19 protein-coding genes and 1 pseudogene are annotated in these 15280 nt (G+C 33.0%); 3 read left to right on the top strand and 17 right to left on the bottom strand.

Annotated elements, in window-relative coordinates; translation table 11 throughout:
• Window positions 1-3: 3 nt before the first annotated feature.
• The 12 genes from spoIIIAF to AN960_RS19625 all read right to left on the bottom strand — a co-directional run bounded on the left by spoIIIAF (window position 4) and on the right by AN960_RS19625 (window position 8035).
• Complete coding sequence (spoIIIAF, locus tag AN960_RS19680; RefSeq protein WP_056475153.1) at window positions 4-621, bottom strand: stage III sporulation protein AF; 618 nt, start codon at window positions 619-621, stop codon at window positions 4-6.
• A gap of 8 nt (window positions 622-629) precedes the next feature.
• The gene (gene spoIIIAE / locus AN960_RS19675; protein WP_056475150.1) at window positions 630-1799 is read right to left on the bottom strand and encodes a stage III sporulation protein AE; all 1170 of its coding nucleotides are present in this window, start codon (window positions 1797-1799) and stop codon (window positions 630-632) included.
• A gap of 21 nt (window positions 1800-1820) precedes the next feature.
• On the bottom strand, window positions 1821-2210 hold the full coding sequence (gene spoIIIAD / locus AN960_RS19670) for a stage III sporulation protein AD (RefSeq protein ID WP_056475648.1): 390 nt from the start codon (window positions 2208-2210) through the stop codon (window positions 1821-1823).
• A gap of 26 nt (window positions 2211-2236) precedes the next feature.
• On the bottom strand, window positions 2237-2440 hold the full coding sequence (gene spoIIIAC, locus AN960_RS19665; RefSeq protein ID WP_088072847.1) for a stage III sporulation protein AC: 204 nt from the start codon (window positions 2438-2440) through the stop codon (window positions 2237-2239).
• 12 nt (window positions 2441-2452) lie between these two features.
• Complete coding sequence (gene spoIIIAB / locus AN960_RS19660) at window positions 2453-2965, bottom strand: stage III sporulation protein SpoIIIAB (RefSeq protein ID WP_056475148.1); 513 nt, start codon at window positions 2963-2965, stop codon at window positions 2453-2455.
• Window positions 2966-3886, bottom strand: coding sequence for a stage III sporulation protein AA (spoIIIAA, locus tag AN960_RS19655; RefSeq protein ID WP_056475145.1), 921 nt, complete (start codon window positions 3884-3886; stop codon window positions 2966-2968).
• A 16-nt stretch (window positions 3887-3902) separates the two neighbouring features.
• Entirely contained in the window at window positions 3903-4184 is a 282-nt protein-coding gene (locus tag AN960_RS19650) for a YqhV family protein (protein WP_286131759.1), read from the bottom strand.
• Window positions 4185-4544: 360 nt separating this feature from the next.
• A complete protein-coding gene (locus AN960_RS19645; RefSeq protein ID WP_056475142.1) occupies window positions 4545-5033 on the bottom strand; it encodes a DUF456 domain-containing protein in 489 nt (162 codons plus the stop codon).
• A gap of 81 nt (window positions 5034-5114) precedes the next feature.
• Window positions 5115-5678, bottom strand: coding sequence for an elongation factor P (efp, locus tag AN960_RS19640; protein ID WP_056475139.1), 564 nt, complete (start codon window positions 5676-5678; stop codon window positions 5115-5117).
• A 149-nt stretch (window positions 5679-5827) separates the two neighbouring features.
• A complete protein-coding gene (locus tag AN960_RS19635) occupies window positions 5828-6889 on the bottom strand; it encodes a M24 family metallopeptidase (protein WP_056475136.1) in 1062 nt (353 codons plus the stop codon).
• The gene (gene aroQ, locus AN960_RS19630) at window positions 6876-7334 is read right to left on the bottom strand and encodes a type II 3-dehydroquinate dehydratase (RefSeq protein ID WP_056475134.1); all 459 of its coding nucleotides are present in this window, start codon (window positions 7332-7334) and stop codon (window positions 6876-6878) included. Before aroQ ends, AN960_RS19635 begins: the two co-directional genes overlap by 14 nt.
• Before the next feature lie 89 nt (window positions 7335-7423).
• The gene (locus AN960_RS19625) at window positions 7424-8035 is read right to left on the bottom strand and encodes a YqhR family membrane protein (protein ID WP_056475131.1); all 612 of its coding nucleotides are present in this window, start codon (window positions 8033-8035) and stop codon (window positions 7424-7426) included.
• A gap of 205 nt (window positions 8036-8240) precedes the next feature.
• On the opposite strand from AN960_RS19625, the gene AN960_RS19620 reads away from it, so the two are divergent.
• Together AN960_RS19620 and AN960_RS19615 are read left to right on the top strand one after the other, a co-directional pair.
• Window positions 8241-9170 carry a DUF1385 domain-containing protein gene (locus AN960_RS19620; RefSeq protein ID WP_056475128.1) on the top strand — a complete coding sequence of 310 codons (930 nt, stop codon included), beginning with the start codon at window positions 8241-8243 and terminating at the stop codon, window positions 9168-9170.
• Window positions 9171-9288: 118 nt separating this feature from the next.
• The gene (locus AN960_RS19615; protein WP_056475127.1) at window positions 9289-9684 is read left to right on the top strand and encodes an SA1362 family protein; all 396 of its coding nucleotides are present in this window, start codon (window positions 9289-9291) and stop codon (window positions 9682-9684) included.
• Between the two features lie 11 nt (window positions 9685-9695).
• Here the strand turns inward: AN960_RS19615 and mntR are convergent, their stop codons facing one another.
• From mntR to lipM, 3 genes and pseudogenes are all read right to left on the bottom strand, one after another.
• A complete protein-coding gene (gene mntR, locus AN960_RS19610; protein WP_056475124.1) occupies window positions 9696-10133 on the bottom strand; it encodes a transcriptional regulator MntR in 438 nt (145 codons plus the stop codon).
• Window positions 10134-10315: 182 nt separating this feature from the next.
• A pseudogene (locus AN960_RS25185) lies at window positions 10316-10672 on the bottom strand (spore photoproduct lyase family protein); the annotation flags it as partial.
• A 96-nt stretch (window positions 10673-10768) separates the two neighbouring features.
• Window positions 10769-11602: an octanoyltransferase LipM gene (gene lipM / locus AN960_RS19605; protein WP_056475122.1), complete on the bottom strand. Its 834-nt coding sequence runs from the start codon at window positions 11600-11602 to the stop codon at window positions 10769-10771.
• Window positions 11603-11777: 175 nt separating this feature from the next.
• Here lipM and AN960_RS19600 point away from each other — a divergent pair, with 175 nt between their 5' ends.
• On the top strand, window positions 11778-12101 hold the full coding sequence (locus tag AN960_RS19600; RefSeq protein WP_082459617.1) for a rhodanese-like domain-containing protein: 324 nt from the start codon (window positions 11778-11780) through the stop codon (window positions 12099-12101).
• 89 nt (window positions 12102-12190) lie between these two features.
• On the opposite strand, the gene AN960_RS19595 is transcribed toward AN960_RS19600, so the two are convergent.
• Window positions 12191-12826: a peptidylprolyl isomerase gene (locus tag AN960_RS19595; RefSeq protein WP_056475117.1), complete on the bottom strand. Its 636-nt coding sequence runs from the start codon at window positions 12824-12826 to the stop codon at window positions 12191-12193.
• Window positions 12827-12990: 164 nt separating this feature from the next.
• Window positions 12991-15222 carry an MMPL family transporter gene (locus tag AN960_RS19590; RefSeq protein ID WP_056475114.1) on the bottom strand — a complete coding sequence of 744 codons (2232 nt, stop codon included), beginning with the start codon at window positions 15220-15222 and terminating at the stop codon, window positions 12991-12993.
• Between the last annotated feature and the right edge of the window lie 58 nt (window positions 15223-15280).

Raw genomic sequence — 15280 nt, 5'->3', positions numbered from 1 at the left:
TCATTACTCCCCTCCTTCCATTTTGACTTCGATTTGCTTGTCCTCAAGCTCCCATTTATTTGCTAAAAAAGTTTGTAACTCTTGTTGTTTAATTTTTTCATCGTCTGTCTGAACAGGCTGATCGGAATTAATTGATACTTCTTGAACAGGCTCTACATTGCTTGTCTCATCTTTTTTAGGGCCTACGTAAACAATTACTTTAGATAGATCTTGTGCTGTTTTTACTGTAGTAACTCCATCTTTAACTTGTAAATCCACATTTGTAATGACCTGTTCAAATTCTTTTGAAAAGCTTTTTTCAACGTCCTTTTTCATTTGGACAGCCATTTGTTTTAATATATATGCACGTTCTGCTTCTTGTATTTCATTTTTCTTATTATTTATTTCATTTTTTATTTCGCCATTTGCTTCATACGTTTTAGACTGGTACCCTGCTAGCACTTCTTGTATATTTACTCTGAATAATTGAAAAATTGGTTGGAGCATCATGACAATTAATAATAGACTCGCTACAAATCGTACATATTTTGCTAAGCCGGTATTTGGAATTAACATCATAATGACGGTTGCAACTAATATATAGACGATAATATTTGAAACCCAGTGTATAAAGAATTCCATTTTCTCACCTACCTAAACATGACGACAATGTTTCCTGCCGCTATTATTAAAGTCATACTTAAGAAAAACATTAATGAAACGATTGATAAACAAACAAATAAATAAGTTACACTTTTTCCGATCGTATCAATCGTGCTAATGATATTTTTACTTCCAACTGGTTGTAAGATCGCCGCTGAGAATTTATAAATTAAAGCTAAAACCAATATTTTAATAGCTGGGAATACAACGATTGCTAATAAAGTAACTAAACCTACAATCCCAACTGTATTTTTTAACAATAAAGATGCACTAATAACTGTATCTGTAACGTCTGCAAAAACTTTACCAACAACTGGAATAAAATTACTTGTCACAAATTTAGCTGTTTTTACTGCTACCCCATCCGATACTGCAGTCGTCAAACCTTGTACACTTAACACGCCTAAAAAAATAGTTAAAAAGATTCCTAGTACACCTACAGCAACATTTCTTATTAAAGAAGCTAATTTTGTTACCTTTAACTCATCATTGATAATGCTTACAATACTTAAAATTGTAGATACAAGAATTAAAGGTAGTACAAAATACGTCACTAGTAATCCGCTTGTATGCATTAAAAATATTAAGATTGGATGGAAAACGCCAACAGATATGACACCACCTGATGTCGCAATCAAAGCTAGTAAAATAGGTATTAATGCTCGTAAAAAATCAATCATGACTGTAATTGCATCTTGGGTGGCCTGCGTAGCAATATAGAAACTATTTAATGCAAAAACTACTAATACTAGAAAAACAACATTATCTGCAATCTTACTGACCGTACTCTTCTCAAATGCATTTTGTAATGATTGGAGTAAAGAACTAAATATAACTAACATAATTAAGATCCCTAATATTTTTCCATTACTTAATAACTCAAAAAATATATATTTAGCAAATGCAATAAACCATTCTTGTAATGAAAATTTCTTTTCTCCCTTAATAAATTGGATAAAGTCCCCTTTTTGACTCTCGGGTAAAAAACCACCATATTGATGAACTACTTCATCCCAATATTGTTGCACATCATCGATCCCTAACTTTTGTATTTGTTCATTTACTATTTCAGCAGGTGGAGGAGCAGCTTGTACAATTCTTGGTACTAAAAAAAAGAGAGCAAAGAAAAGAAGAAAAACTTTCATCCTTTTTGACATAATGTCCTCCTTTCCTTACATCTAAGAAATTTTTGGTAAAAAACTTAAAATTGTTTCTATTAAAGCTGTTAAAATCGGTATTGCAAGAACCAAAATAAGTACTTTGCCCCCTAATTCAATCTTGGAAGCAATTGCTCCTTGGCCAGCATCTTTCGTAATTTGAACTCCAAATTCAGCTATGTATGCGATCCCAATTATTTTTAATAAAGTTTCAACATACACATTTTTAATACTCGCCTGATTTGCTAGCTTTTGAATTTGTTCCAATAAGAATTGCACCTTATCCAATAAAAATAAAAATAATACACAGCTTATAAAAACAGTTATTGCTAAAGTAAAATTATTCATTTTAAATTGATTTAATAAAAGAATGACAAATGTGGCAGCTAACCCAATGCCGACAATTTGGATGATTTCCAAAGACTCTCACCCCTAATCTAATGAAATAGAAATACATCCCGAACTTTATTAAATAGATCACCAGCTTTTGTGATAACTTGAAGAAATACGATAATGAATGCAGTTATAATCGTCCATGTAGCAAACTCTTCTTGTCCGGCTTTTTTTAAAACCGCATGGATAATTGCAGCAATTACTCCAATCCCAGCTATTTGAAACATAAGAGCATAATTTGTAATCAATCTAAATCCCTCCTACAAGAGTAATATAACGATTAATATTCCACTTAAAACTCCTAGCATTTTAGACATTCGTTCATAACTGCCCTGCGAATCGATTGCTTCTTGCTCTTCTCTTTCCAAATGTTTTAATGCTAAAATGATTTGTTTTTGTTGTGAATATTTATCATGCATACCAATCGTCTCACCAAACTGTAATAATACTTGTATGTCAGACTCTTTAATCGAGACAGTTTTAGCATATTTCATTAATGAATTTTCCCAGGCTTCTTTCGCTGAAAATGCACTCGTTTCAAGTTGAATTGCAAAATCTTGTAAACAGCTATTAATCGGTCCTTTTAATTGACTCGAAATTCTTCTAAACGCTTCTTGCAGTGGCAATTGACTATACATTACCTCTGCCTCAAGAGATTGAAGAGCCAACTTCCAGCCCCTTAATTCTTTTGTCCGTTCTGATAATCTACGTGCAAAATAAAATCCAAGCCAACTTGTTGAAAAAATGATAACAAGCGCTCCAATCCACCTCATTTAAAACACCGCCCTTGGATGAAATAAACTAGAGCAATCCTTATTTTTAATGTCTGTAACAGTACCAGGTGAAGGAAAACTTGAAATTTCGATAAATCGTTCAAATGTCCCATTTTGAAACAAAGGCAAAAGAGAAGGGCGTTTTCTTATTTCATCTAGTGAATAGCCATGGACGGTCACTATTAATTGAACACCGGCAAAGATTGCTTCTAAAATCGCATCTACATCTTCCTTTTTTCCAATTTCGTCTACAAGAATGACATGAGGACTCATCGACCTTACAAGCATCATCATTCCTTCAGCCTTTGGACATGCATCTAATACATCAATTCTTTCACCAAATGTATATTGAGGTACCCCTTTAACTGAACCAGCTATCTCAGATCGCTCGTCAACAATACCGACCTTCCCAGGCCTTATTCCCCTCATGGCATCACCTTGACTCACCACTCTAGCAAAATCCCTAAGTAATGTTGTTTTCCCTGCTTGTGGCGGGCCAATCAGCATAGTGTTTTTCCATCTTCCTTCATAAACATACTTTACAAATGGATTAGCTATTCCTACTTTTTCTTTTGCAATACGAAAATTATAAGAACTAATATCTCGAATCATTTTAACCATTCCGTTTTCAGTTACAACGCGACCAGCTAACCCGACTCGATGACCACCTTTAATTGTGATATAGCCTTTTTTCAATTCTTCCTCAATCGTATAAATTGAAAATTGACTTAGCTTCCCAAGAATCTGCCCGCCTTCTTCTTCTGTTAGGATATAAGGTATAAAATTTGATTGATTATTAGAAATTACTTCAACTGGACGCCCGATCCTTAACCTTAATTCCTCTACTTGTTGTAGGTCTCCATATGAACGCTGTAGCTTTTCTTTAATTAATGTAGGCAATACATTGAAAACCTCTTCCATAAAAGGTCACATCCTATCATTTAAAAACTGCCAACATGATTAAAAACACACCACAAACTACTAAAACTAATCGAATAGGATCTAATTTAGATGCAACACCTATAATCCCAATAGCCATTGTTGAAATGAGAATAATAGGTCCAACTGTTGCCAAAACACTATTTACTGCTAATGCCTTCTTAATGTCGTTTAAATATAAAATTGTAAAAGCAGCAATCAATTCTACACTTCCACCAAAAACTCTGAGCATTCCCATACTTAGAACTGCTCGATCCATTGAATCAATCCAATCCTTCATAGCTACACACCTTTTCCTTTTTTCATTCTTTTTTATTACTAATATGCTGAACATGTCCATTTCAGAAGACAAACATTAATTAGAAAGCACAAAAAAAGAGAGAAGTCGTATAACTTCTCTCTTAGCTTGTTTGCATATTACATAGTCAATATTGGATTAAAAGGGTTCATAGGTCACTATTTAGGCTTAATCCTTAAAATTACTTACTCATAGATTAATTTATCAATGTTAATAAGTTGTTTGGAATGAAAAAGATGCTCGACCCCTAATGTGAGATACCGGAAGGCTAAAGGTTCGGCCCCATGGAAAGCGCGCATCCTGTAATGGAAATTAACATGACCATACTTTCTTTAATGCAAATTAAAATATCATATAAACGAAAAAGATTATAACCATAATAACTTGTAATACCGCTTTTGCTAATGAGCTGCTAATAAATGAGACAACTGTCGCCCATGCAGATTTAATCGAATCTTTCGTATTCTTCCCTTGTAATTTCTCAGCTATAAATACAGAAACGAATGGGACAATAATTAAGCCAAAGGGAGGAAAAACAAACGAGCCAACGATTACAGCTAAACAACCTACTCTTTCACCAGTTTTTGTACTACCGTATTTTTTAAGAAAATATTTATTAGCCAGAATATCCGCTAGAAAAATAACAGCTGTAAAAATCAGCATAATAATCCAAAACGACATATTTAAATTACTTTTATTAATTCCAAAATAATAAATTAAAAACCCTACCCATAATACTGGTACACCTGGAATTATTGGTTTGATTAGCGCAATAAACGCCAATGCAAAACAAATGATAATCAATGTCCAAAGAACAATTGATGTAACCATTTAATCACCCTTACTTATTTAAATTTGTTAATAAGAAAAAGAGACACTTGTTAAATAAGTGCCTCCATTTTTTACATTTAATTAAGATTTTGCACGTGAAACGTAGCTAGCTTCAGTTGTGTTAATAATTAATACTTCGCCTTCATTAATGAAGATTGGTACTTGTACTACTAAACCAGTTTCCATTGTAGCTGGTTTTGTTACGTTAGAAGCAGTATCACCTTTAATACCTGGTTCAGTTTCAACTACTTTTAGGTCAACTGTGTTTGGTAATTCAACACCTAAAATTTCACTTTCAAAAGTCATGATATAAACTTCCATATTTTCTTTAAGGAATTTTAATTCACGTTCAATATTTGCTTCTGGTAATTCAATTTGCTCATATGACTCGTTGTCCATGAATACATGTTGGTTACCATTAGCATATAAATATTGCATTTTACGGTTTTGAATATGTGCTTTTGCTACTTTCTCACCAGCACGGAATGTTTTTTCTTGTACAGCGCCTGTACGTAAGTTACGAAGTTTTGAACGTACGAATGCAGCACCTTTACCAGGTTTAACGTGTTGGAAATCGATTACTTGCCAAAGCCCACCGTCAGTTTCAATTGTTAAACCTGTACGAAAATCGTTTACTGAAATCATTAAATATCCTCCTAAAAAATGAAATGGTTCTATAAGTATGTATTGTGTAAAAAAGAACCATTTCTCTTACCATGAATTTCTTTTACAACTTTATATCATAAAGTAAAATACGCTTTTTGTGTAGTTCTATTTTCTAATCTAATGAAAACTTATAAAATGATTAGGTTTTTTGGTGAAGACATTAAGTTTTCGTTACCACCAGTTTTAACGATTAAATCATCTTCTATACGAACTCCACCTAGATTTGGAATATAAATACCTGGTTCACAAGTTACGATCATATTTGGCTCTAATACTGTATCAGAACGGAATGATACGCCAGGTCCTTCATGTACTTCTAAACCAATACCATGGCCAGTTCCATGTCCGTAATATTCTCCATAACCTTTTTCCGTGATATAATCACGAGTTAAAGCATCAGCTTCTTTACCAGTAATTCCTGCTTTAATTCCGTTAACACCACGTAATTGAGCTTCAAGAACGATATCGTAAATTTTCTTCAAATCAGAATGAGGCTCACCAACAGAAACTGTTCTCGTCATATCTGATACATACCCTTTATAGTATGCACCAAAATCTAACGTTACAAAATCACCTGTTTCAATTACTTTTTCAGATGCTACACCGTGCGGAAGGGCAGAACGAGTACCAGAAGCAACGATTGTATCAAATGATGATGAAGTAGCACCTAACTTACGCATAAAAAATTCTAACTCATTAGATACTTCTAATTCAGTAACACCTGGACGGATAAATCCTAAAATATGATCAAAAGCAGATTCTGCAATTTTAGCAGCTTCCTTAATGATTGAAATCTCTGCATCCGTTTTAATTAAGCGTAATTTTTCAATTAATCCACTTACAGGAACTAATTCTGCTTTTGCTACTTTGCGGTAAGAACCAAATTCTGTAAATGTAACATGATCTTGTTCAAACCCAAGTTTTGATACGCCTAATTTCTCTGTTAAAGCTGCAACTTCAGCTGGAATTGAACCTTCATGCTTAACGATTTCATAACCTTCACATTGGCTAGTAGCTTGTTCAATATAGCGGAAATCAGTAATGAATAAAGCTTTGTCCTGAGTAATTAAAGCAACACCAGCAGAACCTGTGAAGTTCGTCATGTAACGTCTGTTATATGTACTAGTTACTAATAATGCATCTAATCCTTTTTCTACTAAAGCTTCACGTAACTTTTTAATTTTTTCCATTGTTTTGCTCTCCCCTACTTATGTTTTTTAACGCACTTAAACCTAAATCATATCCATACACACCTAAACCAACGATTTGCCCTACAGTTACTGCAGCTAATACTGAAGTATGTCGGAACTCTTCTCTTTTATGTATATTTGAAATGTGTACTTCAATAGTTGGCACGGTAATACTTGCAATTGCATCACGAATTGCATAACTGTAATGAGTAAATGCGCCAGGATTAAACAGAATCCCATCATAGACATTATTTGCTGCATGCAGTTTATCGATTAATTCACCTTCATGATTCGATTGAAAGCAATCAATCGTATCCCCATCTTCATGTGCAAGCGATGCTAAATGATCCTCAATATCCTTTAATGTAGTTGAACCATAGATAGAAACTTCTCTCTGACCGAGCATATTTAGATTAGGTCCATTCAATAACAAAAACTTAGCCATTTTAAAAGTCTCCACCCATCATTTTTCGCATATTTATCCCAAACAAACATATCTTGGAATACCCAAGGTTTATTTTATCATAGGCCAGACTATTTTGAATAGCCACGCAAATATGCCTTTTGCTCTTGAAATGCAAAAGAAACAGAATATGCAATAAAAGTTCCGTATAAAATGAATAAACAGATTGTAGTAACTGTCGTATCAGACGAATAATTCTTAATTGCTTTTAAATCGAATGCTAATTTACCAAGGACAATAAAAACAATAACCCAAAGGAGCACACCAAAAAATATACCTGGCAGAACTCCGTTAAATTTTCTACCGATAAAATAAAATACAAATGCAATAATGATCGAAATAATTCCTATACCAACTATAGAAATTAAGTTTTCAATATAACCATTTGCCCATTTTCCAAGTTTGATTCTTTCTAAAACAAAATTTGGACCAATTTGAGTAAAATCAAAATAACTAAGAACTAATAAAACAGTAGACCAAAATATACCACCGAAAAACCCAATACTAGCAATCTTATTAAAGTTCTTATTCTCTTTTGCATCAGCATCGCCACCTTGCACTAGGTATTCATTTTGATTTTTACTTTGACCCTGATCCTGATTTTGATCCTGATTTTGATCTTGATTTTGATTGTTTTCTTGATCCTGCATTTCCTTTTCTTGTTCTTTATCTTTATCTGGCATATATCATTTCCCTTTCCATACATTGCTAAATATCTCTGAGTATTATGTCCAACAAAGAAATCTTTAATGTGATTCTAAATTTTTATTAGAAAATTAAAAATTTTTCGATTATTACACTATTTTCCTACTTCTTACTTGCACCATTATTATGCTTACATTTACAATAGATAGTAATAGATAAAAAACAAGTTTAGGTTGGTGCAACATGAGAGAGAAAAATAAAGCAGTTTATGGGGGGCAAGCAATCGTAGAGGGCGTAATGTTTGGTGGCAAAACACATACAGTCTCTGCAATCCGCAGGTCAAATGAAGAAATACAATATTATGAAGAACCGATACATATAAATCGGACAATGCAAAAATTAAAGAAAATCCCTTTCGTCCGTGGTGTAGTCGCGATTATACAAGCAAGCATTAATGGATCCAAGCATTTAAATTACTCAACTGAAAGATACGGGATTGATCCACAAGATGATGAGAAAATTGCAATTGAGCGTGAAAAACAAAAAGGTACGCTTGCAACTTATCTCGGACTTTCATTATTAGCCGTTTTATCATTTTTAGTTGGTAAAGTTATTTTTACACTTGTACCAGTTCTTCTGGCTGCAACATTGAAACCAATTTTTGAAACCGATTTTCAACAAGTCATAATAGAAAGTGTCTTAAAACTATGTTTTTTATTAATTTATATTTACTTAGTTTCCTTGACTCCATTTATAAAAAGAGTATTTATGTATCACGGTGCAGAGCATAAAGTGATAAATGCATATGAAAACAATATTCCTTTAACGATCGAAGGAGTCCAATCACAATCTCGACTACATTATCGTTGTGGAAGTAGCTTTATTCTATTTACTGTAATTGTTGGTATGTTCATATACTTCTTAGTTCCAACAAGCCCACTTTGGCTAAGAATTGTGGATCGACTTTTATTAATCCCAGTTGTTATAGGCGTTTCGTTTGAGGTTCTACAATTAACAAATAAAGTTCGAAATATTCCTATATTAAGATGGGTAGGTTACCCAGGATTATGGCTGCAATTATTAACAACTAAAGAGCCGACTGATGATCAAGTTGAAGTATCCATCGCTTCATTTAACCGACTTTTAGAAGTGGAAAAAAATAACAAGATTTAATTGACAGAATTTTGTAAAAAATATCAACTTATTGGATAAAATGTAATAAACTATAAGAAACAATATTTTTCTAATACATTTAATAACTAATTTACTCTTCACTTAGGAGGTGCTTAAAGTGAATCAAAAAGTGTACTCATCAATATTTTATGGAATAATAGCATTAGCACTTTTTGGCTTAATTGCTCAGTTGATAAACGATCCTGCAAAATTATTACAACGGTTTTTGTTTATTGGATTAATCCTTTTAATTATTTATTTTATTTATAGAGTTTTTTCATCTTCAAACAGCCAAAGAAGCCATCAGGACTCCTATCGTAAGGCTGCAAAACAAACTGTAAAGAAATATAACACTCAAAAATCTAGCTCGTTAAAAAAATCGATTAACAAATCAAAGCCCACTTCAAGAAAAAGTACCTCCACACCTTTGTTAAAAAAACGAACAAAGGATGCAAGTCACTTAACTGTGATTGAGGGTGAAAAGGGCAAAAAGAAAGACCGTGCTTCCTACTAAGCACGGTCTTTTTAATTATTCGAATTCGATTGGGTTTCATTCGACTTTTGAATATTTTTTAATTCTTCGATTCGATTTTTATCTTCTTCAAAGAACTGTACTAGTTCTCCAATTCGATCAATCGCTTCCCAACTCATATGATGTTCCATTCCTTCAACATCTTGATAAATTAAGTTTTCATCTACCCCAATAATTCTTAAGAATTGCTCAAGTAATACATGGCGATAGACAAGTCTTTTTCCCATCTTTTTACCTTTTTGTGTTAGGATTAACCCTCTATATTTTTCATAAATTAAGTAATCGTCTTTATCTAGTTTTTGCACCATTTTGGTCACTGACGATGGGTGTACAGATAATGCTTCGGCAATATCAGATACGCGAGCATACCCTTTATCTTCAATTAAAAGGTAAATTTGTTCAATATAATCTTCCATACTTGGTGTGGGCATGATCTTCCTCCAATACAGTCATTCAAACTTTATTCCGTCACAATAAGCATCAAATAAAATGATACAACACATAAACCAAAAGTGCAATTAAGGTGAACTCATTTAAATGTTAATAGATCGTCATTCTGTATAAGAGTATGATGAAAATAATAAGAGTGTACCTATGAAATAGATACACTTCATTATGTAAAATATTGAATTTCTCCATTAGGAAAATACTTTTTTATATAACCAGAAATTGTCTCTTAAATTGAAGCAGCTTCTTCTTTTTGATAAACATATTTTCCAATTCCGTATTTTCCCCATTTATATTTCCTTTTCTCTTCATCCATTTCAAGTTTAGTATTAGGATACCTCTCTAAAATCACCTTTTTGGCAGGCTTAGTAAAACGATGTTAAAAAGTTCAAACATCATCTTCTCATTTGCCAATTCACCTAATGCATCCTTTAAACGAATAAAAAAAGCTCCTCATAGCCCACAACTCAATCTTCATGCATATAAATAGGAGCACAACAATAAAGCCAAAAGGATATCCTGCATAATTTGCAGTCTCTCAGATTTATTTGCTCTCTTCTTCCTTTATTCGCCCTCCTCAATGCAAAAAAAGAAAGCCAAAAAGGCTTTCAATAAAAAACTACTTACGTAAATTCCATTCCTCAGTATTGTATTTAGTAGCAGCTAATTCCTGTACTTCCTTCTCTTGAGCCTCTGTTAATTCATAAGGCACCAACTCGATATCTAAGCCCATTTCGAAGCCTTTTTCAAATGCTTCATACAAGTCAGCCATTGTTTTAGGAGTAGTACTTTCTGCATTGATCCATGTTGCACGATCTAAGAATCGTTTTTTCATTCTATCTCTCACTGCGTCTGAAGAGAAAATATATAGGTCATATAGCATATCAACATCAATATTTAAAGGAATTGAACCGTGCTGAAGAATTGAGCCCTTCTGTCTCGTTTGAGCACTTCCAGCAATTTTTTTATCATTTACAACAACTTCATACCATGATGGAGCATCAAAGCAAACGGCACTTGCTGGGTTTTTTAATTGATTTTTTTCTTCAGCAGTTTTTGGTACAGAAAAAGATGCATCTAAACCAAGTAGCTTGTACCCTTCTAAAATTCCCATTGAAATAACTCGATATGCTTCTGTAACTGATACCGGCATATTTGGGTAGCTTTCTGGGACAATTACGCTATAAGTTAATTCATCGTGATGAAGTACGCTTCTTCCACCAGTTTGGCGTCTTACAAAATCACCGTTATATTTTTTTAATGCTTCTAAACTTATTTCTTGGTTTTTTTGGAAATATCCGATTGTTACAGTAGGATTTTCCCATTCATAGAAACGAAGTGTTGGAAGAAAACCTTCTTCACTTTGCCACTTGATTAAACATTCATCAAGAGCCATATTATAGCTACCTGATTTTACTCCGCTATTAATAAAATTCCACTTTGTCTTTGTCATGTTGAAAATCTCCTCATTTTTCGATAAATTTTTACTTTTTTAATGAAAGTTTCTTGCACAATCCTACTAGAGAATTATAATAAGATAAGTAGGTAATTGAAAGGTGTTGAAAAATTTGAGTCAGTTTTTACCAATAATTTTTGTCGTACTAGGTATCATTGTATACTCAATAGTTATGTATTTCTACCAAAAACGTTTAATTAAAACGTTAAGTGAGGAAGAATTTCGTGCTGGCTACCGTAAAGCTCAGCTAATTGACTTACGAGATCAAGAAGATTTTAAGAACGGCCATATATTAGGTGCTCGTAATATTCCGTTCGCACAATTAAAAACGCGTTCAAAAGAAATTCGTAAAGACCAAGCAGTATATTTATATGATCAAATGGGCGTTCGTCCTGGACAAGCTGCACGTATTTTACGTAAACAAGGTGTAACAGAACTTTACCAACTTAAAGGCGGCTACAAACTTTGGTCTGGTAAAATAAAAAAAGGTTTATAATCCACATTTAATTTAAATGAAAAAACTACTTCATTTTTGTGAAGTAGTTTTTTGCGTTTTATGTAGGAGCCATTAAAACCAAAAACTCATTATTCTTTATGAGTTTTTGGTTTAGCGTATTTCTCGCCTTTTGTATCTACTTTTATAGACTCGATGATTACTGGAGTAACAGGTTTTTCCATTGAATCTACTTCAACAGCGTCAATTTTCTTAACAATATCGATTCCTTCAGTCACTTTACCAAATGAAGCATATTGTCCATCAAGGTCAGGAGTATCGTTCGCCATTATGAAAAATTGACTTCCAGCACTATTTGGATCACCAGTTCTTGCCATAGATAGTACACCTGTTGTATGTTTTAAGTTATTTTTAAAGCCGTTTGATGTAAATTCGCCATCAATTGCATATCCTGGACCACCGCCACCAGTTCCCTGAGGATCGCCACCTTGAATTACGAAGTCTCTAACAACTCGATGGAATGTTAATCCATTATAAAATCCTTTGTTTGCTAGTGAGATAAAATTATCTACAGTGTTTGGTGCAATATTAGGATATAATTCAGCTTTAATAACACCATAGTCTTTTACCTTTATCGTTGCTATTGGTAATTTCCCATGTTTTTTACCATTTGCAGATTTTTCATTATTGTTTCCACATGCTGCTAATAAGCTGAGCGTTAATACAAGACAGCTTATTAAAATTGCTCTAATCGATCTTTTTAACATTTTCCCTTCTCCCCCTCTTTCATTTCTTTAGTTTACCAAATTTGACCATGCATTATCTATAGTTTCGAAAAATTGAGAATTTTTACACAGGCCGAGTTATTTCACTAAAATATAAAAAAACTGCTATTCAAATATGAACTGAATAACAGTTTCCTTTAATTGAATTATCCAACTCGTTCAGATGGTTCCTCGATTTTATTTTTCGCAAATGGAAACCACCAATTCCATTTTCCAAATAACTGCATTAAGCTAGGAACTAAAACTAAGCGAACGATTGTAGCATCCAAGAAAATGGCTATAGCAATCCCGATTCCCATCTGTTTAACAGGTACCATATCCGTAAAAGCAAATGCTCCTGTAATAACAATCATAATGGATGCTGCTGATGTGATGATTCGGCTCGTCGATACTAATCCTTCTCTTGTTGAATAAGTATTATCTCCCGATTCATAATATAGCTCTTGCATTCTCGACATTAAAAATACTTCATAGTCCATACTTAAACCGAAAACTAATCCAAAGACAAACACTGGTAAAATCAACATGATATCAGATTGAGGTAGGCCAAAATTACCACCTTGAAATAGCCAAGTAATGATTCCAAACGTTGCACTTAAAGATAATACATTCATCAATATCGCTTTGATTGGAATGATAATGGACCTAAATGCAATCATTAGTATGATAAAAGTACTAACCATAATCACAAGTAAACCGTATACAATATTATCTGTAATCTCATCAAATAATTCTTGTTCAAATTTCACTTGGCCACCTACAGTATAATCAAGTCCCTCAATTTTCCCATTATATTTATCTTCAAAATCCCTTACCCATTGCTTTCCTTTTCCTGATTTAGGATCAGAATTAAAGAATACTTGAATATAAGTTTTATTCTTTTTAATATAGGCATCAATCGCAGGCTGAATTTTTGATGCATTTGGAGATTTTAAAGCAGGTAATAATTGCTGAGCGTTTAAATTAACTGCATTTAATACACTTTTAACTTCATAAACATTTTTGTCATCTTCAAGCTTCTTCTGAATTTTATCTAATGCGTTAACATTATTTTGCTTTAAAAAATCAGTATTAGATTCTAAAACAATTGAGATCGTTCCGTGTTTTTGAGCTTCCGGAAGAAAAGCTTTTTGATATTTTTCATAATTAATTCGCGACGTTGCATCCTTTGGTAGTGCATCAATTGTCGGTATATTTAGGTGCACATCCCTGATTGGAATGACGAAAAGACCTAAAATGATTAATGATGTTAGTGCCATGATGATTGGTCTTTTCATAACGAAATTTGCAAATTTTCTCCAAACTGCTTGTTGCTGGTCTTGGCTTCGATTCGCAATCGATTTTAACGTACCTTTATTAATATTTTTACCAAGAGCTGAAAGTACTGCTGGTAATAAAGTTAAAGATAAAAATAAACTAACTAATACAACAACTGCCCCACTTATTGCGACACTTCTAAATAGATCAATATTTATGAAGTACAGCGCTGATAATCCAATAAATACACAAATACCTGAAAAAATAATCGCTCTTCCTGCAGTTGCAAATGTTACACTAATTGCTTCTTTCACTGTTGAATGATTTTGTAATTCAGTTTTATAACGGCTTACGAATAATAACGCAAAATCGATTGATAATGCTAATCCAATCATCGGTGCAACATTTAAGACAAAGATTGATAAATCAACATGCTTACCTATAAAGAATAGAATTCCAAATGTACTTAAAATACTAATCATACCGATTATGATTGGAATAGCAGATGCAACTAAACTTCCAAACGCAAAAAATAGAACGATAAACGCAATCGGAACACCAATCATTTCTGCTTTCTTTAAGTCTTCTTGACTAGTTTTATTCATTACATCACTAATGATTGTAAATCCAGTTGTCCCTACCTTTACTGTATCATCTGATAATGACTCTACCTTTTTTGCAAATTTATTGTTTAGATCAACAAGCTTATCGTGATCCTTCTCATTGTATAAAAGAGACATGTAAGCAATATTATCTTTTTTCATACCCGGATTCGTTAGAGGGTCATGAAATTGTTTTATATTCTTTTCTTTTTGAACTTCCTTCACAATCCGTTCAATGTCAGATTGGAATTCGACGCTTGTGGCACCCTTTTTTCGCTCAAGTAAAATGATGAGTGAATCTGGCGATTGTTCAAATTCTTTTTCAAGTACATTCTTAGCTTTTTCATACTCTCCAGGTGTTCTAAAACCATCTCCATCTAAAATGCCAGGTAAATGCTTCGAATAAATACCTAGAATGATTGAAAATACAGCTAAAATTGCAATAACAAAATATCGGAATTGATAAATCGTTCGACCCACCTTTTTCCAAGCACTATTTTCACTTACTGTACTTTTCATTTTTCCACTCCTTATTTACATATCCTACCAATATCTTATCAAACCGATGTAAATTCGC

It is taken from the genome of Bacillus sp. FJAT-25509 (genome assembly GCF_001420605.1).
GTDB lineage: Bacteria > Bacillota > Bacilli > Bacillales > Bacillaceae_G > Gottfriedia.
Note: the sequence above shows the minus strand (reverse complement) of the source record. Positions and strands in the feature narration are given on the sequence as shown.

Coding starts and splice junctions, on each gene's coding strand:
- spoIIIAF (WP_056475153.1), bottom strand. CDS start 621: ATGGAATTCTTTATACACTGGGTTTCAAATATTATCGTCTATATATTA.
- spoIIIAE (WP_056475150.1), bottom strand. CDS start 1,799: ATGTCAAAAAGGATGAAAGTTTTTCTTCTTTTCTTTGCTCTCTTTTTT.
- spoIIIAB (WP_056475148.1), bottom strand. CDS start 2,965: ATGAGGTGGATTGGAGCGCTTGTTATCATTTTTTCAACAAGTTGGCTT.
- spoIIIAA (WP_056475145.1), bottom strand. CDS start 3,886: ATGGAAGAGGTTTTCAATGTATTGCCTACATTAATTAAAGAAAAGCTA.
- AN960_RS19650 (WP_286131759.1), bottom strand. CDS start 4,184: ATGAAGGATTGGATTGATTCAATGGATCGAGCAGTTCTAAGTATGGGA.
- AN960_RS19645 (WP_056475142.1), bottom strand. CDS start 5,033: ATGGTTACATCAATTGTTCTTTGGACATTGATTATCATTTGTTTTGCA.
- efp (WP_056475139.1), bottom strand. CDS start 5,678: ATGATTTCAGTAAACGATTTTCGTACAGGTTTAACAATTGAAACTGAC.
- AN960_RS19635 (WP_056475136.1), bottom strand. CDS start 6,889: ATGGAAAAAATTAAAAAGTTACGTGAAGCTTTAGTAGAAAAAGGATTA.
- aroQ (WP_056475134.1), bottom strand. CDS start 7,334: ATGGCTAAGTTTTTGTTATTGAATGGACCTAATCTAAATATGCTCGGT.
- AN960_RS19625 (WP_056475131.1), bottom strand. CDS start 8,035: ATGCCAGATAAAGATAAAGAACAAGAAAAGGAAATGCAGGATCAAGAA.
- AN960_RS19620 (WP_056475128.1), top strand. CDS start 8,241: ATGAGAGAGAAAAATAAAGCAGTTTATGGGGGGCAAGCAATCGTAGAG.
- mntR (WP_056475124.1), bottom strand. CDS start 10,133: ATGCCCACACCAAGTATGGAAGATTATATTGAACAAATTTACCTTTTA.
- lipM (WP_056475122.1), bottom strand. CDS start 11,602: ATGACAAAGACAAAGTGGAATTTTATTAATAGCGGAGTAAAATCAGGT.
- AN960_RS19600 (WP_082459617.1), top strand. CDS start 11,778: ATGTATTTCTACCAAAAACGTTTAATTAAAACGTTAAGTGAGGAAGAA.
- AN960_RS19595 (WP_056475117.1), bottom strand. CDS start 12,826: ATGTTAAAAAGATCGATTAGAGCAATTTTAATAAGCTGTCTTGTATTA.
- AN960_RS19590 (WP_056475114.1), bottom strand. CDS start 15,222: ATGAAAAGTACAGTAAGTGAAAATAGTGCTTGGAAAAAGGTGGGTCGA.